Origin of the sequence: Enterobacter sp. A8, from assembly GCF_004296595.1 — a bacterium.
Lineage (GTDB): Bacteria > Pseudomonadota > Gammaproteobacteria > Enterobacterales > Enterobacteriaceae > Enterobacter > Enterobacter cloacae.
In genome coordinates, this window is record NZ_SCMF01000001.1 from 1385996 (window position 1) to 1411746 (window position 25751).

A 25751-nucleotide genomic window follows, 5' to 3' on the forward strand; every position below is an offset into this window, starting at 1 on the left:
AGAATAATTCTTATTTTTGTTTGCCTGGCGCGGTCTGGCGGAAAGTCAGGTTAAAGCGGAACTCGCCCGTCTGCGGATGGACGCCAGGCTTCAGTGGCTGAATGCCGTGGTAATAGAGCCGCGACTCCCTGCCCCACACCACCACATCCCCATGCTCCAGCATCAGACGCTGGAGAGGATCGTTGCGGCGTAATCCGCCGAACTGGAATATGGCGGGCAGACCCAGGGATACCGAGACGATCGGCGCACGCAGATCGGGTTCATCTTTATCCTGATGCAGCGAGAGTTTCGCCCCAACGCCATAGCGGTTGATAAGACAGGCATCCGGTTGAAAATCGGGATAGGTGGCCTCGACGGCGGCATCATGGCAGAGCGCCTGAAAAACCGCAGGCATGGGCGGCCAGGGCTTGCCGGTGACGGGATCGTCCGGGGCATAGAGATAGCCCCGTTCGTTGGTTGCCCATCCTGCCGTACCGCAGTTGGTCATCGCCACCGACATGGTGTAGCCGCCAGGCGTCACCATATGTCGGAATGGCGAAACGGCCGCGACGTCATGGATCCCGGCCAGCAGCGCCGAGGCCCGGGAGAGTGCAAACCGGCGCAGGATCACTGCGCCAGGCGCTAGCGGCTCCTGCCAGGGTTCTGCATCCGCAAAGAGATCGAGCATTATCCCTCCTGATTCCTGGACTCACGTTTCAATAATAGCGCCTTTCGTTCCGTCCCCCAGCGATAGCCCGAAAGCGCTCCGTCCTGGCGTACAACACGATGACAAGGGATGACGATCGCCAGTTTATTTGCGGCACACGCTGCGGCCACCGCACGTACCGCGCCAGGTTTGCCAATCGCCTGCGCCACCTGCTGGTAGCTGGCTGTTTCACCGCAGGGAATATTGCGCAGGGCCTGCCAGACCTGCTGCTGGAAAGCGGTTCCGCGAATATCCAGCGGCAGAGCCAGCGGCACGCCACGGTTATCGATGGTATGGATAACCTGAGCAATACGTCGGGCAAATTCGCCTTCCAGCGGCGCGCGTTCAGCGTCCGGAAACAGCGACAAAATCTCCAGGGTGACTTTGGCATCATCATCGCCCAGCAATATTGCGCAGATCCCCCGCTCGCTTTCGCCCACCAGACAGCGGCCTAAGGCACACTCGCTGATGGCATAGCGCACTGCGACATCCCCTTTTCGGTACTGCTTTGCCGTCATGCCCAGCGCGTCGTTGGCTTTACGATAGTAGCTGCTGCTGTCCGGGAACCCTGCCGCCAACACGGCATCGGTTATTTTATCCCCGTGGGCGAGCGCATTGCGCAGGCGCTGTCCTCGCGCTGCCTGCTGCCAGGCTTTTGGCGTCATCCCGGTTACGGATTTAAACAGGCGGTGAAAATGGAAAGGACTCATGGCAACCTGCTGCGCCAGCATTTCCAGCGTTAACGCGGGATCCTGCTCCAGCAGGCGGCAGGCGCGCTCCACTTTTTCCAGCTTCTCTTCCTGCGGGTCGCGTTTGTCCGGTCGGCAGCGCTTGCACGGCCGAAACCCTGCCTGAACAGCATGGTGCACATCGGGGTAAAAGTGGACATTTTTACGCAGCGCGTGTCGGGCGCGACAGGACGGACGACATACGATCCCTGTCGTCTGGACGGCAAAGACAAATTGTTCGTCAGCACGCGGATCGCGGGCCAGCACAGCCTGCCAGCGATCCTCATCGGTCATATAGGTCGGGTTTTTCATCATCGGCTCCTCTTACAAGCATACCTACAGCTTGCCTGAGCGCCAGCAATCAAAAACCCGCAACCTTGCTTTTTAATTCTTTTCGCTCACCAGGAAGCTGTCGAACTGCGGTGAACTCCAGGTCTTAAAGCCGTCGGCCTCTTTGGTGATCATATACACCGCCAGCCCTTGCTGGCGAACCACCTCTTTGGCTTTCTCAGTACCGAGCACCATTAACCCGGTATCCCAGGCATCGGCTTCCAGCGCCGTCGGGGCAATCACCGTAACCGAGACCAGATTATGCGTAATGGGTCGCCCGGTCTGGGGGTCAATGACATGCGAGATCCGCTTCCCGTCGAGCTCGTAATAGTTACGGTAGCTGCCGGAGGTGCTGATGCCATGGCCGTTAATATCGACAATCGCCTGCACCGCATTTTGCTGGTCGGTCGGTTTTTGAATCGCCACACGCCACGGTTTGCCGCTGGCGTTCATCCCCCGGCTGACCAATGCGCCACCCACGGAGACCAGATAACGCGGGATGCCTTCCTGAGCCATCAGTGCGGCCAGATGATCCGCCGCATAACCTTCCCCGACTGTCGACAGGTCAACAAACAGATCGGGGATATCTTTTTGCAGATATTGTTGCCCGTACTGGTTGATCACCGTCAGGTGCTGAAGCCCTGTCCGGGCGCGGGCGTCGTCAATGGCCGCCTGATCGGGGGTGGTCACCGGCTGCTTATTTGGGCCGAATCCCCAGAGGTTAACTAACGGCCCCACGGTCACGTCCATCGCACCGTGGGTTTTATAGCCCACGCGCATCGATTCGGTCACGATATCGGCCATCTCCTCGCTCACCGGCCACAGGGACGTGCTGGTAGAGAGGTTAAAGCGCATCAGCGCCGAGTCGTTTTTGTAGGTGGATAGCAGCTGATCGTCGGCATCCAGCTGAGACTGAATTTTGCCGCGAAGTTCTTCTGCGCGTGCTTTATCAAGGTTCATTACGCTGACGCGCCAGAATGTCCCCATCGTTTTGCCTTCCAGCACCGTCGCCGCTGGCGCGTCGGTGTGTGCCACAGGCGTGGAAGAGTCACATGCGGTCAGGAAAAAAAAGGTTGCCAGGACGCTGGCGCGTAAAAAAGTCATGTCCATTCATTATTATCCTCATGCCAGGGCGGCAAGAGTACACCAAAATGCGGGAATTGAAAGGCCTTAAAAAAGGCAATAAAAAGGGGCCAGCCGGCCCCTTTGTTACACTGAAAAGCGATTAGAACTGGTAAACCAGACCCAGTGCTACGATATCGTCAGTGCTGATACCTGCATTACGGGTGAACTCTTTGTCATCCAGCAGGTTGATTTTGTAGTCCACGTAGGTAGACATGTTTTTGTTGAAGTAGTAAGTCGCACCAACATCAACATATTTCAGCAGATCCTGATCGCCGTAACCTTCAATGTCCTTACCTTTGGACTGCAGGTATGCCACGGATGGACGCAGGCCGAAGTCGAACTGGTACTGAGCAACCACTTCGAAGTTCTGCGCTTTGTTAGCAAAGCCGTAAATATCGCTGCTGCTCTGAGAGTTGCCGAAACGGGTTGCGTTGTAGGTCTGGGAGTATTGCGCCGCCAGGTAGATGTTGTTGGCGTCGTATTTCAGACCACCAGAATAGACTTCAGCGCGATCGCCTTCGCCTTTCAGCGCAGGGTTAGCGGTGTTGTTCTGGTCAGCAGTACGTTTGGAAGAAGACATTGCACCACCGATGCTGAAGCCTTCACCCAGGTTATAGGTCAGGGACGCACCGTAACCGTCACCGTTCTGTTTCAGGGTGCTGCGGCCGGTGTCGTTTTCACCGCTTACGCTGCCGTTTTTACCCTGATACTGCAGAGCAAAGTTCAGGCCATCAACCAGACCGAAGAAGTCCTGGTTACGGTAAGTTGCTACACCGTTAGCACGGGATTGCAGGAAGTTATCTGAACCATAAGTGTCGCCGCCGAATTCTGGCAGAACGTCAGTCCAGGAGGTTACGTCGTAGATCACGCCATAGTTACGACCATAATCGAATGAACCCGCGTCAGCGAATTTCAGACCCGCGAACGCCACACGCGTCCAGGCCTGGTTGTCGCTTTCCGTCGTGTTACCCTGAATCTGGTATTCCCACTGGCCGTAACCGGTCAGTTGATCGTTAACCTGAGTTTCGCCTTTGAAGCCAAGACGCATGTAGGTCTGGTCGCCATCCTGACCGTCGTCATCAGAGAAATAGTGCAGACCATCGACTTTGCCGTACAGATCTAATTTGTTGCCGTCTTTGTTATAAATTTCAGCCGCATTTGCTGCGCCTGCTACCAGCAGTGCTGGTACCAGGAGGGACAGTACTTTAACTTTCATTTTATTAACCCTCTGTTATATGCCTTATTATTACCACTGCTTACCGGTTAACCCTCTTAACCAGTCGGCAATTTCATTCTCCTCAAAATTACAGAATAATCCAACAGGAATATGATACGAAAACTTTGAAAATGTTTCATTTCACTATCAAGATGTTTCAATTTGTAAACATCAAGGAACTTTTACAAAGCACAAAGCGCTTAAGAAATTAGCACTAATAATCAAACGAAAATATACACCCATAAAAATCATATAGTTACAATATAAAAATTTACAGCACTGAATGACAAAACAAGATCGTGCGTAATCACTAAAATAACTCTCGCTATCATCATTAACTTTATTTATTACCGTCATTCAGCTTTGAATGTCTGTTTATCCCTAATTCAACCGAATGCTTCGCATTCGGTTTTTTTTTACCTTTCTTTACGTAATTATTCTTTTTTTGTGCTACCGCACAGAAATCATAACGACTATTAACTAAATTCACCTGAAACCCCTCCCGCATAAAACGCAACGCAACAAATCATAATTTCTTGTTTATTCGTGCTATTCCCTGTCTGATATCGAGCGTAATCTGTACATTCACCTCGGGTATGTACACATTTAATACAGACCATTCAGTAGTACTCACAGAGGAAAAAGTCGCGTGTTCAAAGGCTATGAGGCTGGAAATTCAGTTATTACCCTTTATACTGCCCTATCGCCATAAAGCACGGCCATTACGGGTTAAACATATCAATGAGTCAGACTGAAACTACCGCCCCGAGCAAATTCTCCCTTCTCCCCGGGAGCATCACCCGTTTCTTTCTTCTTTTGATCGTTGTGCTGTTGGTCACGATGGGGGTTATGGTTCAGAGCGCGGTGAACGCCTGGCTGAAGGATAAGAGCTATCAGGTCGTTGATATCACGCATGCCGTGCACAAGCGCATTGACACCTGGCGCTACGCCACCTGGCAGATTTACGACAATATCGCGGCCGCCCCGGCGACGTCCTCAGGCGAAGGGCTGCAGGAAACGCGACTGAAGCAGGACGTTTACTACCTGGAAAAGCCGCAGCGCAAAACGGAAGCGCTTATTTTCGGCTCGCACGACAGCGCGACGCTTGAGATGACGCAGCGCATTTCGACCTATCTCGATACCCTCTGGGGTGCCGAGACGGTGCCATGGTCGATGTACTATCTGAACGGTCAGGATAACAGCATGATCCTGATTTCGACCCTGCCGCTTAAAGATCTCTCCTCAGGTTTTAAAGAGACGACCGTGGGCAGCATAGTCGATTCCCGCCGGGCAGAAATGCTGCAGCAGGCGAACGCCCTTGATGAACGCGAGAGCTTCTCTTCCCTGCGCCGTCTGGCCTGGCAAAATGGCCATTACTTTACCCTGCGCACCACCTTTAACCAGCCAGGACATCTGGCGACGGTTGTGGCGTTCGATCTGCCAATTAACGATCTGATCCCGCCGGATATGCCGCTCGACAGCTTCCGCCTGGAGCCGGACAGCAGTACCCAGAACATGCGTGCTGCCTCGGATAAAGAGGCCGCAGAAAGCGTTTCTATCTCCTTTAACGGCTCGAAGATTGAAATTGCCTCTTCGCTGAACTCAACCGGTATGCGCCTGGTGTGGCAGGTGCCGTTTGGCACGCTGCTGCTCGACACCCTGCAAAATATCCTGTTACCGCTGCTGCTGAATATTGGGCTGCTGGCGCTGGCGCTGTTTGGCTACAGTACGTTCCGTTTCCAGCCCGGGCGTCAGAGCGATGCCTCAACGGTCCCGGCCGGAACCAGTAATGAATTGCGCGTATTACGTGCCCTGAATGAAGAAATCATCTCAGTACTGCCGCTGGGTGTGCTGGTTCACGACCAGGAAGCCAACCGCACGGTGATGAGCAATAAAATTGCCGACCATCTGCTGCCGCATCTTAACCTGCAGAACATCACCACCATGGCGGATCAGCATCAGGGGGTGATTCAGGCCACCATCAATAATGAACTGTACGAGATCCGTCAGTTCCGCAGCCAGGTCGCCTCCCGCACGCAGATCTTCATTATTCGCGATCAGGATCGCGAAGTGCTGGTGAACAAAAAACTGAAGCAGGCGCAAAGACTGTATGAGAAAAATCAGCAGGGTCGCGCCGCGTTTATGCAAAATATTGGTGATGCCTTCAAACAGCCATTAAGAACGCTGGCGACGCAGGCGGCGGCGTTGAGCACGCCTGAAAGTCAACAGCTGGCAAGCCAGGCGGATTCGCTGGTGCGGATGGTGGATGAGATCCAGCTCGCGAACATGCTTGAGAACGACTTCTGGAAAGGCACGCCGACCCTCTTCTCGATTCAGGATCTGATTGACGAAGTGGTGCCGGAAGTTCTGCCGGTGATTAAGCGCAAAGGTCTGCAGCTGCTGATTAATAACCATCTGCCGGCCAACGACGAACGTCACGGCGATCGTGAGGCGCTGCGTCGAATTCTGCTGATGATTATTCAGTACGCCGTCACCACCACGCAAATTGGCAAAATCACGCTTGAGGTCAATACCGACGAGTCCGCGGAGGATCGTCTGACGTTCCGTATCCTCGATACCGGTGAAGGCGTCACAACCAGTGAGATTGATAATCTGCACTTCCCGTTCCTGAACGATACCCAAAGCGATCGCTACGGTAAGGCCAATGCCCTGACCTTCTGGCTGTGCGATCAGCTGGCGCGTAAGCTTGGCGGCCATCTGAACATTAAAGCCCGTGAATCGCTTGGCACCCGTTATTCGCTGCACGTAAAAATGGCCGCCAATCCTCAGGAAGAAGATGAAGAACGCCTGCTGGACGATGTGGTTGTGATGGTGGATGTGACCTCGAACGAGATCCGCAATATCGTGGTACGCCTGCTGGAAAACTGGGGTGCGGCCTGCATCACGCCGGATGAAAGACTCTCAAGTCAAGAATTTGATCTGTTTTTAACTGATAATCCGTCTAATCTTACTGCCTCCGGCTTGCTTTTAAGCGATGATGAGCCAGGCGTGCGAAAAATCGGCCCAGGCCAGCTGCGCGTCAACTTTAATATAAGCAATGCGATGCAGGAAGCTGTACTACAACTAATAGAAGAGCAACTGGCGCAGGAAGAGATAGCGGAATCCCCGTTAGGCGGCAATGAAAATGCCGAGCTTCACGCCAGCGGATATTATTCACTCTTTGTTGATACAGTACCAGATGATGTTAAGCGGTTGTATACTGAGTCCGCTGCGAATGATTTTGCAGCGCTGGCGCAGACAGCACACCGGCTTAAAGGGGTGTTTGCCATGCTTAATCTGGTTCCCGGCAAGCAGTTATGTGAAACGCTGGAACATCTAATTCGTGAGAAAGATGCCTCTGGCATTGAAAAATACATCAGCGACATTGACGCCTACGTCAAAAGCTTGCTGTAGCAAGGTAGCCTAATACATGAACAATATGAACGTAATTATTGCCGATGACCATCCGATTGTACTGTTCGGTATTCGCAAATCACTTGAACAGATCGAGTGGGTGAATGTAGTCGGTGAATTTGAAGACTCTACAGCACTGATCAATAACCTCCCAAAACTTGATGCACACGTGCTCATTACCGATCTCTCCATGCCTGGAGACAAATACGGTGATGGGATCACGCTCATCAAATATATTAAACGTCACTTCCCGGACATCTCGATCATTGTTCTGACCATGAATAACAACCCGGCGATTCTGAGCGCCGTGCTGGATCTGGATATCGAAGGGATTGTACTGAAACAGGGCGCACCAACTGACCTGCCTAAAGCGCTGGCTGCGCTGCAGAAAGGCAAAAAGTTCACCCCTGAGAGCGTCTCTCGTCTGCTGGAAAAAATCAGTGCAGGTGGCTACGGTGACAAACGCCTGTCGCCAAAAGAGAGCGAAGTTCTGCGTCTGTTCGCTGAAGGTTTCCTCGTGACCGAGATTGCCAAGAAGCTGAACCGCAGTATTAAAACCATCAGTAGCCAGAAGAAATCAGCCATGATGAAACTGGGCGTGGACAACGATATCGCGCTGCTGAACTATCTCTCCTCCGTGACGCTGAGCGCGACGGATAAGGATTGATCCAGAACGGGTGTGCGTCCTGATGCCCTCACCCCGTCCCTCTCCCACGGGGAGAGGGTGAAAAGTAAAAGGCCCTTACGGGCCTTTTTTATGTCCGCGTTTTTCTCACCCGATCCGCGTAAATCGACAATGTCTGCTTCAGTACGTCCAGCGTAACCGGTTTCGACAGACAGCTGTCCATTCCTGACTCCAGGCAGCGCTGTTTCTCTTCCGCCAGCGCATTCGCCGTGACGCCAACCACCGGCAACGTCAGACCAAGCTGGCGGATACGCTGCGTCAGACGATAGCCGTCCATATTGGGCATATTCACGTCGCTGAGAACGATATCAATATGGTTTTTACTCAGCACATTCAGCGCATCCACGCCGTCATTAGCGGTTTTACATTGATAACCCAGCGAGCCCAGCTGGTCAGCCAGCAGGCGACGGTTAATCGGATGGTCATCCACGACCAGAATCATCATATCGTCGTTTACTGACGCCAGCGATTCCGGTGACGGCAGGGTCGCCGCGCCATCGTTCTCTTCGAGCTGCACGCTGTAGATGCGCGCCAGCAGCCCCAACAGCTCATGTGGCGTCGCCACACTGTGAACCCACTCGCCCGGCGCACGCTCAACCGGAATACCGATGTGGCGACGACAGAACATCACCACGCCCCTTCCCTGCCACGGTTGCGCCAGCGTGTCATCGGTGATCAATACATCGTCCACGTCCGGCGTCTGGCCTTCATAACGGGAAACCCGCACGCCGCTGTGGTTCAGCAGTGCCGTCAGATAATCATTCAGCGAGGCGTTGTGCACCGCCAGCCAGCAGCGCTTATCGCTCAGGCCGTCAACCGTCGTTTTCGCCGGATACTGCGCAGAATAGAGCGGAATACGAATGGTGAACTGGCTGCCCATGCCGGGTTCGGTATCCACCGAGATATCGCCGTCCATCATGCTGACGAGCTTCTCACAAATTGCCAGCCCCAGTCCGGTCCCCTGGAAGTTACGCTGCACGCCGGTACCAACCTGGAAGAACGGGTCAAACAGACGAACCACTTCCTTCGCCGGGATCCCAACACCGGTATCCCGCACGCGAATGCTCAGGTAGTCCCCTGCCCGGCACACATGCAACACGATACAGCCGATGTCGGTGAACTTGATGGCGTTACTGAGCAGGTTCGAAATGACCTGCTGCAGACGCATAGGATCGCCATGCAGCGTCAGCGGTACGTCTGGCTCAATAAAGCAATAGAGACCCAGCTGTTTACGTACCACCAGCGGCAGATAGTTGGCGCTGATGTGGTTCATCACCTCGCGCGGAGAGAACTCTCGCGGTTCAATTTTCAGCTGCTCGGACTCAATTTTCGAGAAATCGAGAATGTCGCTGATGATTTTCAGCAGCAGGCTTGAGGAGTTGTTCATCGCCGTCACCAGGCGATCAACGCCTTTCGGCAGCTCTTTGGTTTGCAGCAGATCGAGGTTGCCGATAATCCCGTACAGCGGCGTACGCAGTTCGTGACTGACGGTGGCAAGGAACATGGATTTCGACTGGCTGGCCTGCTCTGCCGCCTGGGCCATCTCCTGCAAAGACTCTTCCATCTTCACACGTGCGGAGACATCCACCAGCACGCAAATCGCCACGTTTTCATTGCGATAGCGCGAATGCACGAAGCTTATCTGTAAGTTAGTGTGGGTGCTCGTCAGCACGTCGACAAAATTCACCTGCTGACCACAGATAATTTGCGTCAGCCTTTGCCGGTCCTCGTGCGTCAGCATGTTCAGGTAGTTATGCGCCAGTTCATTACTGAGGATATTGGTGCCGTCCTGGGTGCGCAGGATACAGATCCCCACCGGTGCGGAGGCAACAATCTTACGGTTAAACTGCTCGTGTTCCTCCAGACGCTGGGCATCGCTTTCAGCGGGGATAAAAATCTTCCGCTCATACATCCGCGCCAGGGTAAACAGCGCGCCACCGGCCAGCACGTTCAGCAGGATGGCATTCATGATAAGAATACGGATCCGCTCAAGCACCATATCCACAGGCAGGGAATAGACGATACTCAGCGACGATGGCGGTAAGCTTTTCTTCAGCACCAGCTCACGGAATCCTGAGGTATAGCCAAACCACGAACGCTCCTGCATCCAGTGCGGATCGACGTTCAGGCGATTATCCGGCCCGGTGAGTGAAATCAGGGGATGGCCGTTCTCATCCAGAATGGTCACTCCCATCGGCAGACTGCCCGGCGTGAAGAAGTTTTCCATGCGGATGGTCTGTTCAATGCCCAGCAGCGCCTGCAGGCGATTGCCCAGATAAACCGGCGTCAGCGCATAGAAATAGCCCACGCCCATGCGCGGCCCCTGGCTTATCCAGAAGATGTTATTCCCGCGCTCGTCCTGCGGCGCATTGCGGTATTTCAAAATGCGTTCATGCAGGCTTTTCAGCGCATCATCACGTTCAACGGGCACATCGCGCAGGCCAAAGTCGGCCATGCAGAGGTTTTCACTGCCAATCAGGAATACGCGGTTCAGGTCATAGGCGGCGGAGAAGTTGTCGCGCCAGTAGCGCATAAACCAGGAGAGCGATTCCAGGGAACCGCGCCAGGTGTTGCTCATGGCGGAGCAGTCGGAATCCGGGAACAGCGGCTCGAAATCCGGTACTTCGGTTTTGTCATTACGGCCGCGGATGGCAAGAATACCGTTTTCCGCCGTCAGGCGATTTTCGGCAATGTACTTCAGCTCCTTCATCACGTCGGAGGTGCGCTGAATATAGCGCTGGGCCTGATCGGAACTTAGGTTAAATTCCTGACGGATCTCCGCTTCTTTCTGGTGCAGCGCGTTGACGATGTAAAACACCGAGGACAAGGCCACCAGTAACCAAAGCAAGAGCGCCAGCGCCCGAAACAGATAGCGAGAGACTTTCAGCGTGGTTCGAAAGGAGACGAGGTATTTCAAAGGGGCGAGGCTCCGCCGTCGGGGTCAAAAAGAATGTGGTTAAGGTAGCGGTAAACGCGGCTTGTCGCAACGTTGACTTGTCTGCATCTGCAAAAGAAAAGGGCCGGAATCCGGCCCTTTATGCGTCAGGAGACATTACTCGTCAGCATCATCCGCTGCATCATCGTCGGTGTCCACTTCCGGTGCGATATCATCATCACCTTCCGCGACGCTACCGTCGATGGAGTCGAGCTCTTCGTCGTCCACTGGCTCAGCAACACGTTGCAGACCCACCACGTTTTCATCTTCCGCCGTACGGATGAGGATAACGCCCTGGGTATTACGACCCACCACGCTAATCTCCGACACGCGGGTACGCACCAGCGTACCGGCATCGGTGATCATCATGATCTGGTCGGCATCGTCTACCTGCACCGCGCCCACAACGGAACCGTTGCGCTCGGTCACCTTGATAGAGATAACGCCCTGCGTGCCACGCGACTTGGTTGGGTATTCCCCTTCCGCGGTACGTTTACCGTAACCATTCTGCGTCACGGTCAGGATAGCCCCTTCCCCGCGCGGAATAATCAGAGAAACGACGCTGTCTTCGCCCGCCAGTTTGATACCGCGAACGCCCGTTGCGGTACGACCCATTGCACGGACGGCGTCTTCTTTGAAGCGCACCACTTTACCGGCTGCGGAGAAGAGCATGACTTCATCTTTGCCTGAAGTCAGATCGACGCCAATCAGCTCATCGCCTTCGTTCAGGTTCACCGCGATGATACCGGCAGAACGTGGACGGCTGAACTCGGTCAGCGCGGTTTTCTTCACGGTACCGCTGGCGGTCGCCATAAAGACGTTCACGCCCTCTTCGTACTCGCGTACCGGCAGAATGGCGGTGATACGTTCGTTCGCTTCCAGCGGCAGCAGGTTAACGATCGGACGACCACGTGCACCACGGCTCGCTTCCGGCAACTGGTAGACCTTCATCCAGTACAGACGACCCCGGCTGGAGAAGCAGAGGATGGTGTCATGGGTGTTCGCCACCAGCAGACGGTCAATAAAGTCTTCTTCTTTTATACGTGCCGCAGATTTGCCTTTACCACCACGACGCTGTGCTTCGTAGTCAGTTAACGGCTGATACTTCACGTAGCCCTGGTGAGACAGGGTCACAACAACGTCTTCCTGGTTGATCAGGTCTTCGATGTTGATATCTGCGGAGTTGGCGGTGATTTCGGTGCGACGCTCATCGCCGAACTGATCGCGGATCTGCTCCAGCTCTTCGCGGATCACTTCCATCAGGCGCTCTGCGCTGCCCAGGATGTGCAGCAGTTCAGCGATCTGCTCCAGCAGCTCTTTATATTCGTCGAGCAGTTTTTCATGCTCAAGGCCGGTCAGTTTCTGCAGACGCAGATCCAGAATCGCCTGGGCCTGCTGTTCAGTCAGGTAGTACTGACCATCACGCACGCCGAATTCAGGTTCCAGCCACTCAGGACGCGCGGCGTCATCACCGGCACGCTCCAGCATTGCCGCAACGTTGCCAAGATCCCACGGACGGGAAATCAGCGCGGTTTTCGCTTCCGCCGGGGTTGGCGCGCGACGGATCAGCTCGATGATCGGGTCGATGTTGGCCAGCGCCACGGCCAGTGCCTCAAGGATGTGGGCACGGTCACGCGCTTTACGCAGTTCGAAAATAGTACGACGGGTCACCACTTCGCGGCGGTGACGGACAAACGCGCTCAGGATCTCTTTCAGGTTCATGATCTTCGGCTGACCATGGTGCAGTGCAACCATGTTGATACCGAAGGAGACCTGCAGCTGGGTCTGAGAGTACAGGTTGTTCAGCACAACCTCGCCCACCGCGTCGCGTTTGATTTCAATCACGATGCGCATACCGTCTTTATCAGACTCGTCACGCAGCGCGCTGATGCCTTCAACACGTTTTTCTTTTACCAGCTCGGCGATTTTTTCAATCAGTCGCGCTTTGTTCACCTGATACGGGATCTCGTGAACAATGATGGTTTCACGGCCGGTTTTGGCATCTGCTTCCACTTCGGCGCGGGCACGGATGTAAATCTTGCCGCGACCGGTGCGGTACGCTTCTTCAATACCACGACGACCGTTGATGATGGCCGCCGTCGGGAAGTCCGGGCCCGGGATGTGTTCCATCAGCCCTTCAATGCTGATGTCTTCATCGTCGATATAGGCCAGGCAGCCGTTGATCACTTCGGTGATGTTGTGCGGCGGAATGTTGGTCGCCATCCCTACGGCGATACCGGACGAACCGTTCACCAGCAGGTTAGGGATCTTCGTTGGCATGACGTCAGGAATTTTTTCCGTGCCGTCGTAGTTATCAACGAAATCAACCGTCTCTTTTTCCAGGTCGGCCATCAGCTCATGGGCAATTTTCGCCAGACGGATTTCCGTATAACGCATTGCCGCGGCGGAGTCGCCGTCGATAGAACCAAAGTTACCCTGACCATCTACCAGCATGTAACGCAGCGAGAAAGGCTGCGCCATACGAACGATGGTGTCGTACACCGCGGAATCACCATGGGGATGGTATTTACCGATTACGTCACCAACGACACGGGCAGATTTTTTGTAGGCTTTATTCCAGTCATTGCCCAATACGTTCATGGCGTATAGTACGCGACGGTGTACCGGCTTCAGGCCATCGCGGACGTCCGGCAGCGCACGGCCAACAATGACCGACATCGCATAGTCCAGATAGGAGCTCTTCAGCTCTTCCTCGATGTTAACCGGTGTAATTTCTCTCGCAAGGTCGCTCATCTAACCGCTATCCCTCTACTGTATCCCGGATTCAAAGGTCGCAAATTATAACACAGCCGCGGTGATACAGGTAAACCTATACGCTTTATTCACAGGGATTGCCTGATATACTCATTCGTCTTGCTAAATAAGGAGTAAAAGCGCCCATGAATGCCGAAAAATCCCCGGTGGCTCACAACGTAGACCACGAAGAGATTGCCAAATTTGAAGCGGTGGCATCCCGCTGGTGGGATCTCGAAGGTGAGTTCAAACCTCTGCATCGCATCAACCCGCTGCGTCTGGGCTATATCGCGGAGCGTTCCGGCGGTCTGTTCGGTAAAAAAGTGCTCGATGTCGGCTGCGGCGGCGGCATCCTGGCAGAGAGCATGGCGCGCGAAGGGGCCACCGTCACCGGCCTGGATATGGGTTTTGAACCGTTGCAGGTTGCCCGTCTGCATGCCCTGGAGTCCGGGATTCAGGTGGAGTACGTACAGGAAACCGTTGAGGAACACGCGGCAAAACATGCGCACCAGTACGACGTGGTCACCTGCATGGAGATGCTGGAGCACGTTCCCGACCCGCAGTCCGTCGTCAACGCCTGCGCAAAACTGGTGAAACCGGGCGGCCAGGTCTTCTTCTCCACCATCAACCGTAACGGCAAAGCCTGGCTGATGGCCGTCGTCGGCGCAGAATATGTACTGCGCATGGTGCCCAAAGGTACACACGACGTGAAGAAATTCATCAAGCCTGCCGAGTTACTGGGCTGGGTTGACCAGACGTGGCTCAAGGAGCAGCACATCACCGGTCTGCACTACAATCCGCTGACCGATAAATTCAAACTCGCCCCGGGTGTGGATGTTAACTATATGTTGCACACCACCGCCAAAAACGACTAACGTCATCCATTATTCTTATAAAGATTGCGCGACATCATGTTGCGCAATTCTGACCTCCCGTTGAAGAAATCAGCACTCGATCAAATTTTGAATTTTTTTTCTTAATTATTGACATCTCTTCCAGGCCTTACAGCATGAGGACTTAGCCTTTTTTACCCTTTCACAACCCCAATTTAACGTCAAAATCAACCCTTGTACTGAAAAGAATCCTTACTAGAATACTCACCATATAGCGTTTCTCTTATCGCAAACCCCCTATATGTAGTATTTATCCACAGAGTTAGTCACAAGGCGGATCTGTGGATAAACGGGGGATATTTTTTTATTTCACGGACAGGTAAAACCCACATGAATCAGAGTCTGCTGGTGACAAAGCGCGACGGTACTACCGAGCGTATCAATCTGGACAAAATCCATCGAGTTCTCGACTGGGCAGCAGAAGGCCTGAACAACGTATCTATCTCCCAGGTTGAACTGCGTTCCCATATTCAGTTCTACGACGGCATCAAAACGTCTGATATCCACGAAACCATCATCAAAGCGGCGGCGGATCTGATCTCCCGCGAAGCGCCGGATTATCAGTACCTCGCTGCACGTCTGGCGATTTTCCACCTGCGTAAAAAAGCCTACGGCCAGTTCGAGCCGCCTGCGCTTTACGACCACGTGGTGAAAATGGTTGAGCTGGGTAAATACGACACGCATCTGCTGGAAGACTATACGGAAGAAGAGTTCGAGCAGATGAACGGGTTTATCGACCACTGGCGTGATATGAACTTCTCCTACGCAGCGGTGAAACAGCTCGAAGGCAAATACCTGGTCCAGAACCGTGTCACGGGCGAAATCTACGAGAGCGCCCAGTTCCTCTATATTCTGGTGGCCGCCTGCCTGTTCTCAAACTACCCGCGTGACACCCGTCTGGAATACGTTAAGCGTTTCTATGATGCGGTCTCTACGTTCAAGATTTCTCTGCCGACGCCGATTATGTCTGGCGTGCGTACCCCAACCCGTCAGTTCAGCTCCTGCGTACTGATCGAGTGCGGTGACAGCCTGGATTCCATCAACGCGACCTCCAGCGCGATTGTCAAATACGTCTCCCAGCGTGCCGGTATCGGTATCAACGCCGGTCGCATTCGTGCCCTGGGCAGCCCAATTCGCGGCGGTGAAGCCTTCCATACCGGTTGTATCCCGTTCTACAAGCACTTCCAGACGGCAGTAAAATCCTGCTCTCAGGGCGGCGTGCGCGGTGGTGCGGCAACCCTGTTCTATCCAATGTGGCACCTGGAAGTCGAAAGCCTGCTGGTACTGAAAAACAACCGTGGGGTTGAAGGTAACCGCGTGCGTCACATGGACTACGGCGTACAGATCAACAAACTGATGTACACCCGTCTGCTGAAAGGCGAAGACATTACCCTGTTCAGCCCGTCCGATGTCCCGGGTCTGTATGACGCGTTCTTCGCCGATCAGGACGAGTTTGAACGTCTGTACACCAAATACGAAAAAGACGACAGCATCCGTAAACAGCGCGTGAAGGCGGTCGATCTGTTCTCCCTGATGATGCAGGAACGTGCCTCTACCGGCCGTATCTACATCCAGAACGTTGACCACTGCAACACCCACAGCCCGTTTGATCCGGTTGTTGCGCCAGTGCGCCAGTCTAACCTGTGCCTGGAGATCGCCCTGCCGACCAAACCGCTGGAAGACGTAAACGACGAAAACGGCGAAATCGCGCTGTGTACACTGTCTGCGTTCAACCTGGGCGCGATTAAGAGCCTGGACGAGCTGGAAGAGCTGGCGGTGCTGGCCGTCCGTGCGCTCGACGCCCTGCTGGACTACCAGGATTACCCAATCCCGGCGGCGAAACGCGGCGCAATGGGCCGTCGTACGCTGGGTATCGGCGTCATCAACTTCGCCTACTGGCTGGCGAAACACGGTAAGCGTTACTCCGACGGCAGCGCGAACAACCTGACCCACGAAACGTTCGAAGCGATCCAGTATTACCTGCTGAAAGCGTCTAACGAGCTGGCGAAAGAGCAAGGCGCATGCCCGTGGTTTAACGAAACCACCTATGCGAAAGGCATTCTGCCAATCGACACCTACAAGAAAGACCTGGATGCGATTGCAAACGCGCCGCTGCATCTGGACTGGGAAGCACTGCGCGAGTCCATTAAGACTCACGGCCTGCGCAACTCCACGCTCTCTGCCCTGATGCCGTCTGAGACCTCTTCGCAAATCTCTAACGCCACCAACGGTATCGAGCCGCCGCGCGGTCACGTCAGCATTAAAGCGTCGAAAGACGGCATCCTGCGCCAGGTGGTGCCGGATTACGAACTGCTGAAAGACAACTACGAGCTGCTGTGGGAAATGCCAAACAATGACGGCTATCTGCAGCTGGTGGGTATCATGCAGAAATTCATCGATCAGTCGATCTCTGCCAATACCAACTACGACCCGACGCGTTTCCCGTCTGGTAAAGTGCCAATGCAGCAACTGCTGAAAGACCTGCTCACCGCGTACAAATTTGGCGTGAAAACCCTGTATTATCACAACACCCGTGATGGTGCAGAAGACGCGCAGGACGATCTGGCACCGTCAATTCAGGATGATGGCTGCGAAAGCGGCGCATGTAAGATCTAATAAATCCCCTCATCCTAACCCTCTCCCACAGGGAGAGGGAACTCTTTCCCCCTCTCCCTGTGGGAGAGGGCCGGGATGAGGGGGAAATAACACCACAGGACACACTCATGGCATATACCACCTTTTCACAGACGAAAAACGACCAGCTCAAAGAGCCGATGTTCTTCGGCCAGCCGGTCAATGTGGCACGCTACGATCAGCAAAAATATGACATCTTCGAAAAGCTGATTGAAAAGCAACTCTCCTTCTTCTGGCGTCCGGAGGAAGTTGACGTTTCCCGCGATCGTATTGATTTCCAGGCGTTGCCGGAGCATGAAAAACACATTTTCATCAGTAACCTGAAGTACCAGACGCTGCTGGACTCCATTCAGGGCCGCAGCCCGAACGTTGCCCTGCTGCCGCTGATCTCCATTCCGGAACTGGAAACCTGGGTGGAAACCTGGGCGTTCTCGGAGACGATCCACTCCCGCTCTTACACCCACATTATCCGCAACATCGTTAACGATCCGGCGGTGGTGTTTGACGATATCGTCACCAACGAGCAGATTCAGAAACGCGCGGAAGGGATTGCCCACTACTACGACGAGCTGATCGAGATGACCAGCTACTGGCACCTGCTGGGCGAAGGGACCCACAACGTGAACGGCAAAACTGTCACCGTGAACCTGCGCGCGCTGAAAAAGCAGCTGTACCTGTGCCTGATGAGCGTTAACGCCCTGGAAGCCATCCGCTTCTACGTGAGCTTTGCCTGCTCCTTTGCGTTTGCCGAGCGCAAGCTGATGGAAGGTAACGCCAAAATCATCCGTCTGATCGCCCGTGACGAAGCCCTGCACCTGACCGGCACCCAGCACATGCTGAACCTGTTGCGCAGCGGTGCAGACGACCCGGAGATGGCGGAAATCGCTGAAGAGTGCAAGCAGGAGTGCTACGACCTGTTCGTGCTGGCCGCACAGCAGGAGAAAGAGTGGGCAGACTACCTGTTCCGCGACGGCTCCATGATTGGCCTGAACAAAGACATTCTGTGCCAGTACGTTGAGTACATCACCAACATCCGTATGCAGGCGGTCGGTCTCGATCTGCCATTCCAGACGCGTTCCAACCCGATCCCGTGGATCAACACCTGGCTGGTGTCCGATAACGTGCAGGTGGCGCCACAAGAAGTGGAAGTCAGTTCTTACCTGGTCGGTCAGATTGATTCTGAAGTCAACACTGACGACCTGAGCAATTTCCAGCTCTGATGACGCGCGTAACGCTGAGTCTTTCGGGCACAGAAGTGCTGTGCCAGGAAGAGCACCCTTCCCTGCTGGCAGCCCTTGAGGCGAATCAGGTGACGGTAGAGTATCAGTGTCGTGAAGGCTATTGCGGCTCCTGCCGCTGCCGCCTGGTCACCGGCCAGGTGGACTGGCTGACCGAACCGCTGGCCTTTATCAATGAAGGGGAAATTTTGCCCTGCTGCTGCCGGGCAAAAGGTGATATTGAAATAGAAATATAGCGCCCCCCCTCCTTTCGGGTTCGTGATTTACGAACCCGTGATTCGCCTTTCCTCACCTGTTCACCCCTCCTCATGCCGCTTACTCTAACGGTATATCCACCTGAGGAGGCCATCAGCAATGTCCGTTTTATCCTTAGAACAGTTCATGACCACGCCCCCTGAGCAGATGCCCTACGATATTATCATTGTTGGCGCGGGCTCTGCCGGGGCAGTGCTGGCAGCACGTCTTAGCGAAGATGAGCAGACACGTGTTCTGCTGCTGGAATATGGTCCGTCTTTTGATCCCGATGGCTATCCGGAACTGCTTTACAGCGGCAATATTATCGCGGCGAATGGCGATCAGCGATATGAATGGGGCTATTACGCCAGCCCGGTCAGCCAGCCCGATCCCGTCTATACTCCGCGCGGCAAAACCCTCGGCGGAAGTTCAGCCATTAACGCCGCCGTCGCCTGCCGGGCGCTCCCCTGGGATTTCGAACGCATCACGGCAAAAGGGCTCAAGGGCTGGAAATATGAGGATGTGCTGCCCTACTACAAAAAGATGGAAACCTACCCTTTGGGTGAGGATAAATATCACGGTCGTGAAGGTCCACTTCCGATCCATCAGATGACGTTAGAGGAGATCACCCCAGTTCAGCGGGCCACCCTGGAAGCGGCGTGGCAGCTGGGTTTTGCGCGGGTTGAAGACTTTAACCACCCAGAAGCCAACAACGGCGCCGGGCCCAATCCGATGAATATTATTAACGGCGTTCGGGTGAATACCGGAATGGCATGGCTTACCCGCAAGGTGCGCCAGCGCCCGAACCTGACCATCGTGTATGGGGCGCTCACGGACAAGCTGATCGTTGAGGAGAACCGGGTCAAAGGCGTGCAGCTTGCCGACGGGGAACAGTGCTTTGCCCGCCAGACAATCCTCAGCGCCGGCGCCTATGGTTCCGCCGCGATATTGCTGCGCTCAGGCATCGGCCCACGCCACCATCTGGAATCGCTGTCGATCCCCGTCGTGAAAGAGGCCCCGGTGGGTGAGCGTCTGCGGGATCACGCCTTCTACTGGATCAACTTCGCCGGAAAAGCCGAACTTAAGGGCCACGAGCATCCGGTTGTCGCCGCCCAGATCTGGACGAATTCAAGCTTTGCCAAATCAGCCCGCGAAATGGACATTGCCATTTCCCTTTCGCATCTGTTACCTGCAGACCTCAGCCCAACCGGCGTCGCCTTCTCCCTCGGGCTGGAACTCATGCATTGCAGCTCCACAGGCTACATCCGCCTGAAGAGCCGTGCCCCTCACGATGCACCGGAAATAGCGCTTAATCACCTGACGACAGAAGATGACATGCGCCGGATGGTCGAGTGCTTTCGTCTGGCACGCCTGCTGGCGGATATGCCGCCGCTGCGCCAGCTCATTGAGTACGAAATCAGCCCCGGAGCCTCGGTCGGGGATGATGAATCTGACATTCGCCAGGCTCTGGCGCAGGGGGTTAGCACCCTCCAGCACCCCTGTTCCACCGCACCGATGGGACCCCCTGATGACCCCTATGCCGTGGTGGATGAAAACGGGTGCCTCTATGGTCTGCATGACGTACGGGTCATCGACGCATCGATCTTGCCCGAAATCCCGCTCATCAACCTCAATCCGACCATCATCAAGATGGCAGAAAAACTGGCTGATGCGCTGCGTAACGATATTCATGAGGAGAGGAAAAATGGTATCCATCAAGCCGGAAAACAGCGCCAGAATAATGAAACAATCGTACGACGTCATAGTCGCAGGCGGTGGTTCAGCGGGTGCGGTTCTCGCCGCACGTCTTAGCGAGAACCCTGACTGCCAGGTATTGCTGCTGGAGGGCGGCCCCGTCTTTGCCCCCGATGGCTGGCCGGATGAACTGACGCAAAGCCACTCTGTTGGCGGCGGTGATTACGTCTGGGAACACGGCGCGGCGACGGGAACCGATCATACCTCTGGTCATCTGCGGGCCAAAGTACTCGGTGGCGGCTCCACGATCAACGCAGGCGCGTTTGTTCGCGCCCCTAAATTCGATTTTGACCGCTGGGTAAAGCGCGGCCTGAGCGACTGGTCGTTTGATAAGGTCTTACCGTGGTTCAAACGGCTTGAAAATGCCGACTATGGCGACGATCGCTGGCATGGCCGCCACGGTCCCGTTCCGGTGCGATTACCTGCGCTGGAGACACTCAGTCCGGCAAGTCAGGCGTTTTATCACGCCTGTCGCGCTCACGGCTTTGCCGCCATTGACGATATTAACGGCGCACAACAACACGGCGTCGCCATCTATCCACTGAATGTTGTCAACGGCATCCGGCAAAACACCGGCATGGTCTACCTGACGGCGGAGGTTCGGGCGCGCAAGAATCTGTCAATTGTCGGCATGACGGTTGTGGATAAAGCGCTGATAGACAATTCGCGGGTGAACGGCATACAGCTTGCGGATGGGACACGGATCGCTGCCGACTGCGTGTTCCTTTGTGCCGGTGCGGCCGGTACGCCAGCCATTCTGTTACGCTCCGGCATTGGTCCTGCTGACGATTTACGCCGTCTGGAAATCCCGCTAAAACAGGATCTCCCCGTTGGCCGCAATTTGCAGGAACAACCCGTGAACGGGATCATGCTGGCGACCTCTACAGAACATGCCAGCTATCCCCCAATAGGTGCAACGCTCTGGACACAATCTTCGCTGGCCGCAGCCGACGAACTGGATCTGTATATCAGCAATAATCACTTCGTCGATCCGGGACTGTTTCCATACGGGGCGGGTTTCCAGCTCTTTTTCACCGTGGCTCGCCCCTGTGCCCGTGGGCGTCTGACACTGACGAGCCGCAATCCGCTGCTCGCCCCCACTATCGATCTCAATCTGCTGGGCGACAAGCGCGACGTCATACGGATGGTCGAAGCGGTGAAGTTGTCCCGGGCACTGGTGCAGGAAGGTCCATTGCAGGCACTGGTTACTGGCGAAGTCCCGGCAGTTAAAGGCGGTAAACTCGCCAAAACAGACCAGCAGATAGCAGAGGAGCAGCGTGCGACGGTGAAAAGCAATCTACACCTCAGCGCGACAGCACCGATGGGTAAAGAAAGCGATCCGGCAGCAGTCGTGGACGCGTGCGGCAACGTCTTCGGCATTAACGGGCTGTTTGTCGTCGATGCCTCGCTGTTCCCGGACGTTCCCTCTCAGGCGACTAACCCGGATGTGATCATGGCGGCAGAATATCTCGCCAGCCGTTTTTCCGGCTCCCTGAACGGCGCATAGTAAACCGAATAAGCCATAAAGGAGCGCCTGTGTGAACAAGTTCGTGGAGATGAGCACGTTTGTTTCGGTTGTTGAGTCGCAAAGCTTTTTTGGCGCGGCGGCAAAGCTGGGAACATCAAAATCGGTGGTCAGCCAGCGCGTGAAGATGCTGGAGAAACGGCTTGGCGCAAGCTTGCTGGAGCGTGGGCCCCGCCTTAGCCTGACGGAAGCGGGTCTGCTTTTTTATCAGGAGTGCGTGCGTATCCTTGACGAAGTCACACAGGCGGAAGAAGCCGTGGCACCCTCACGCAGCGAGCTTCACGGCGAGCTGCGTATCGCCACCTCGCATACCTTTATGACCACCCATCTGTCGACGATCCTGGCCGGATTTATTGGCGCTCATCCGGGACTGTCTCTCGATATCTCGACAGAAGATCGGCAGATTAATATGCATCAGCCCGACTTTGATATCGCCATCCGCCTCGGTCTCGTCCCGGACTCTACGCTCATCGCCCGCACGCTGGCGCTCAATCTGACCTGGCTGTGCGCGAGCCCGGACTATCTGGCGCAACGGGGCACGCCTGTGCACCCCGTTGAGCTGGAGCAGCATGACGGACTGTTATATACCCACCGTGCGCCAGGCGGTTGCTGGCAGCTACTGCATAACGGGCAGCACCAGAACTGGCGCGTCAGAAATCGCCTGCGTTCGGATAACGCTTTCAGCCTGCTGGAAGCCGCCAAAGCAGGGCTTGGGATTGTGGTCATGCCGTTATTTTTAGGTGCTGATGCGATATTGCGCGGAGAACTGAATATCATTTTACCCGGCTGGCAACCGGATGGTGGCAACATTGTGGCCCTGTATCGCCAGACGCGTCGCGCCTCGCCAGTGATCCAGGCGCTGGTCAACCTGGTCGCAGAACAGCTAGGGCCAGAGCCAGAATGGGAAAAAAAGCTAAGGCTGGCCGGCCTACTGCCCGAATAAAAAAGGGCCTTACGGCCCCTTGTATTACTTGTTATGCAGGAATGAAACTGCTTTATCCGGGAAATCCGTAAACAACCCGTCTACGTCCGCCTGCTTATACAACACCTCGTAAAGCTGATTCACGTCCGTGGCGTACGGCGGTAACTGGTCAGCACGCACCGTATACGGATGCACCTGCATCTTGCTGGCGTGTGCCTCTTTTACCATCGCCGTCAGCTTCACGTGGCCCGGGGTTGAACCTTCCGCCACCAGCATGTGGTAATCCGGCCCGATCCCGTCGGCGTACTGCGCGATCTGCTTCATGGCGCCCGGTTTGAACATCCAGTCGTAGTTGTAGTTTACCCACTTGCCGTCTGCCTGCTTCTCCTGGGTTTCGTTCCAGTCGGTATAGGCAATCAGCTGGACCAGATTGAGATCCATCCCCATCTTAGGCTCCAGCTCGGTTTTGATGCGCTTCTGTTCTGCGGCGTCAAAACACTGGAGATAAACTTTGTCCTTCTTGCTGGTGTAGCCGTACTGCTTCAGCACCTCCAGCGTCTTCTTGGCAATGTCTTTCCCTTCCTGGTGATGGAACCACGGGGCTTTAATTTCCGGATAGATACCGATATTTTTGCCCGTCGAGTGGTTCAGCCCCTGAACAAACTCAATCTCTTCCTGGAAGGTATGGATACGGAAGTCAGATTTACCCATTGGGAAACGTCCCGGATAAACCTGCACCTTCTTGCCGTTTTCAATCTCGAAGCCTTCGGTAAACTTCAGAGAGCGGATTTCATCCAGAGTAAAATCGATGGCGTAAAAACGACCATCTTTACGGGCGCGGTCCGGGAAACGCTCCGCCACATCGGTCACGCGATCAAGATAGTGGTCATGCAGGACGACCAGCTGGTCGTCCTTTGTCATCACCAGATCCTGCTCAAGATAATCGGCCCCCTGCGCGTAGGCCATCGCTTTCGCCGGCAGCGTATGCTCCGGCAGATAGCCGCTTGCGCCGCGATGGGCAATAACGATTTTATCCGCCGCCAGTGCGGAGCCGGTCATCAGGCCCGCCAGCAGCAGACCGGTCGCTAATTGAGTTAATTTCATGGCAATGCTCCTTATTGACGACGCGCCAGCACGTCCGCGTGGTGACGTTTTTCACCGATCATCACAACAATCAGCAGCAGTACCGCCAGCACGCTGCCGCCGATCATCACCATAAAGCCGCCGTCCCAGCCGAAGAAGTCAACGGTATAGCCCACGATGGCGCTCGCCGCGACCGAACCGCCCAGGTAGCCAAACAGACCGGTAAAGCCTGCCGCCGTACCGGCTGCTTTTTTCGGTGCCAGTTCCAGCGCATGCAGACCGATCAACATAACAGGACCATAAATCAGGAAGCCGATGACGATCATACAGGTCATATCCACGCCCGGATTACCCGGCGGGTTGAGCCAGTAGACGACGGTGGCAATGGTCACGAGCGTCATAAAGAAGACGCCCGTTGCGCCACGGTTGCCCTTAAATACTTTGTCCGACATCCAGCCGCAAATCAGCGTCCCCGGGATCCCCGCGTATTCGTACAGGAAGTAGGCCCAGGAGGATTTATCCAGCGCGAAATGCTTCACCTCTTTCAGGTAGGTCGGTGACCAGTCGAGGATGCCGTAGCGCAGCAGGTAAACAAACACGTTCGCAACCGCGATGTACCACAGCAGTTTGTTTGGCAACACGTACTTCATGAAGATCTGCTTTGCCGTCAGCTCTTCTTCGTGCTTCTCGCTGTAATCATCCGGATAGTCGTTTTTGTACTCCTCAATCGGCGGCAGGCCGCAGGACTGCGGTGTATCACGCATCAGCGCAAAGGCGATAATCGCCACCAGAATGGCGCCAAAGGCAGGCATATAGAGCGCAGCGTGCCAGTCGTTGAACCAGGCCATCCCCAGCAGGAACAGCAGAGGCGGAATGCCGCCACCCACGTTATGCGCGCAGTTCCACACCGACACGATGCCGCCACGCTCCTTTTGCGACCACCAGTGCACCATGGTACGCCCGCATGGCGGCCATCCCATCCCCTGGAACCAGCCGCACAGGAACAACAGCACAAACATAATGGCGATGCTGGACGTTGCCCATGGCACAAAGCCCATAAACAGCATCACCGCCGCCGCCAGGATCAGACCGGCTGGAAGGAACACGCGCGGATTCGAGCGATCCGACACCGATCCCATGATGAATTTCGAAAAGCCGTAGGCGATGGAGATCCCCGACAGCGCGAACCCGAGATCGCCACGCGAAAAGCCCTGCTCAACCAGATAAGGCATGGCGAGGGCAAAGTTTTTACGCACAAGGTAATACGCCGCATACCCGAAGAAGATCCCCAGGAAGATTTGCCAGCGCAGGCGGCGGTAAAGCGGATCTATTTCTGCCTCAGGCAGACGCGCCCGGTGCGGCGCAGGTTTAAAGATACTGAGCATGACAGCCTCCGTGGCCATGTATTGAATTTACAGGGGTTTAACTGCCCCAAACTCCAGCAAGGCGGGGATGTTAAGAAATCACGGTGATTGTTACTGTGAATCAACGCACAAATTGTTACAGAAATATGACAACATGCGCAAAAAAGCGCATGGAATCACGTTTCACTTTCGAATTTCGCTCGTTTGTGTTCGAAATCAAACAAATCACAG

At 55.0% G+C, this 25751-nt stretch carries 17 protein-coding genes; 9 read left to right on the forward strand and 8 right to left on the reverse strand.

The window, feature by feature from the left end; all coding sequences use genetic code 11:
* Nucleotides 1–10: 10 nt before the first annotated feature.
* From alkB to EQV24_RS06540, 4 genes are all read right to left on the reverse strand, one after another.
* The gene (gene alkB, locus EQV24_RS06525) at nt 11–667 is read right to left on the reverse strand and encodes a DNA oxidative demethylase AlkB (RefSeq protein WP_045903369.1); all 657 of its coding nucleotides are present in this window, start codon (nt 665–667) and stop codon (nt 11–13) included.
* Nucleotides 667–1725 (reverse strand): bifunctional DNA-binding transcriptional regulator/O6-methylguanine-DNA methyltransferase Ada, encoded by a 1059-nt coding sequence (ada, locus tag EQV24_RS06530; RefSeq protein WP_130626419.1) that lies wholly within the window; start codon nt 1723–1725, stop codon nt 667–669. Before ada ends, alkB begins: the two co-directional genes overlap by 1 nt.
* 72 nt (nt 1726–1797) lie before the next feature.
* Nucleotides 1798–2853 carry an FAD:protein FMN transferase ApbE gene (gene apbE, locus EQV24_RS06535; RefSeq protein ID WP_013098005.1) on the reverse strand — a complete coding sequence of 352 codons (1056 nt, stop codon included), beginning with the start codon at nt 2851–2853 and terminating at the stop codon, nt 1798–1800.
* 115 nt (nt 2854–2968) lie between these two features.
* Nucleotides 2969–4084: a porin OmpC gene (locus EQV24_RS06540; protein WP_023619744.1), complete on the reverse strand. Its 1116-nt coding sequence runs from the start codon at nt 4082–4084 to the stop codon at nt 2969–2971.
* Nucleotides 4085–4825: 741 nt separating this feature from the next.
* Here EQV24_RS06540 and rcsD point away from each other — a divergent pair.
* The gene (rcsD, locus tag EQV24_RS06545; protein WP_023619743.1) at nt 4826–7498 is read left to right on the forward strand and encodes a phosphotransferase RcsD; all 2673 of its coding nucleotides are present in this window, start codon (nt 4826–4828) and stop codon (nt 7496–7498) included.
* A gap of 16 nt (nt 7499–7514) precedes the next feature.
* A complete protein-coding gene (gene rcsB, locus EQV24_RS06550) occupies nt 7515–8165 on the forward strand; it encodes a response regulator transcription factor RcsB (RefSeq protein WP_003859405.1) in 651 nt (216 codons plus the stop codon).
* A gap of 88 nt (nt 8166–8253) precedes the next feature.
* Here rcsB and rcsC read toward each other — a convergent pair whose 3' ends face one another.
* Nucleotides 8254–11100, reverse strand: a complete 2847-nt coding sequence (gene rcsC / locus EQV24_RS06555) for a two-component system sensor histidine kinase RcsC (RefSeq protein WP_020690666.1) — start codon at nt 11098–11100, stop codon at nt 8254–8256.
* A gap of 135 nt (nt 11101–11235) precedes the next feature.
* Nucleotides 11236–13872 carry a DNA topoisomerase (ATP-hydrolyzing) subunit A gene (gene gyrA / locus EQV24_RS06560; protein WP_130626343.1) on the reverse strand — a complete coding sequence of 879 codons (2637 nt, stop codon included), beginning with the start codon at nt 13870–13872 and terminating at the stop codon, nt 11236–11238.
* Between the two features lie 146 nt (nt 13873–14018).
* Here gyrA and ubiG point away from each other — a divergent pair, with 146 nt between their 5' ends.
* The 7 genes from ubiG to EQV24_RS06595 all read left to right on the forward strand — a co-directional run bounded on the left by ubiG (nt 14019) and on the right by EQV24_RS06595 (nt 23094).
* Complete coding sequence (ubiG, locus tag EQV24_RS06565; protein ID WP_020690665.1) at nt 14019–14747, forward strand: bifunctional 2-polyprenyl-6-hydroxyphenol methylase/3-demethylubiquinol 3-O-methyltransferase UbiG; 729 nt, start codon at nt 14019–14021, stop codon at nt 14745–14747.
* 348 nt (nt 14748–15095) lie between these two features.
* Nucleotides 15096–17381 (forward strand): class 1a ribonucleoside-diphosphate reductase subunit alpha, encoded by a 2286-nt coding sequence (nrdA, locus tag EQV24_RS06570; protein ID WP_020690664.1) that lies wholly within the window; start codon nt 15096–15098, stop codon nt 17379–17381.
* 107 nt (nt 17382–17488) lie between these two features.
* Nucleotides 17489–18619, forward strand: coding sequence for a class Ia ribonucleoside-diphosphate reductase subunit beta (gene nrdB / locus EQV24_RS06575; RefSeq protein WP_013098012.1), 1131 nt, complete (start codon nt 17489–17491; stop codon nt 18617–18619).
* Entirely contained in the window at nt 18619–18873 is a 255-nt protein-coding gene (gene yfaE / locus EQV24_RS06580) for a class I ribonucleotide reductase maintenance protein YfaE (protein ID WP_013098013.1), read from the forward strand. Before nrdB ends, yfaE begins: the two co-directional genes overlap by 1 nt.
* A gap of 118 nt (nt 18874–18991) precedes the next feature.
* Nucleotides 18992–20683: a GMC family oxidoreductase N-terminal domain-containing protein gene (locus EQV24_RS06585; RefSeq protein ID WP_130626344.1), complete on the forward strand. Its 1692-nt coding sequence runs from the start codon at nt 18992–18994 to the stop codon at nt 20681–20683.
* Nucleotides 20577–22133 carry a GMC family oxidoreductase N-terminal domain-containing protein gene (locus EQV24_RS06590; protein WP_130626345.1) on the forward strand — a complete coding sequence of 519 codons (1557 nt, stop codon included), beginning with the start codon at nt 20577–20579 and terminating at the stop codon, nt 22131–22133. The genes EQV24_RS06585 and EQV24_RS06590 overlap by 107 nt, the downstream gene beginning before the upstream one ends.
* A 31-nt stretch (nt 22134–22164) precedes the next feature.
* Nucleotides 22165–23094 carry a LysR family transcriptional regulator gene (locus tag EQV24_RS06595; RefSeq protein WP_130626346.1) on the forward strand — a complete coding sequence of 310 codons (930 nt, stop codon included), beginning with the start codon at nt 22165–22167 and terminating at the stop codon, nt 23092–23094.
* Nucleotides 23095–23118: 24 nt separating this feature from the next.
* Here the strand turns inward: EQV24_RS06595 and glpQ are convergent, their stop codons facing one another.
* Together glpQ and glpT are read right to left on the reverse strand one after the other, a co-directional pair.
* Nucleotides 23119–24177 carry a glycerophosphodiester phosphodiesterase gene (gene glpQ / locus EQV24_RS06600; RefSeq protein ID WP_130626347.1) on the reverse strand — a complete coding sequence of 353 codons (1059 nt, stop codon included), beginning with the start codon at nt 24175–24177 and terminating at the stop codon, nt 23119–23121.
* Nucleotides 24178–24188: 11 nt separating this feature from the next.
* Nucleotides 24189–25541, reverse strand: coding sequence for a glycerol-3-phosphate transporter (gene glpT, locus EQV24_RS06605; RefSeq protein WP_013098018.1), 1353 nt, complete (start codon nt 25539–25541; stop codon nt 24189–24191).
* Nucleotides 25542–25751 lie beyond the last annotated feature (210 nt).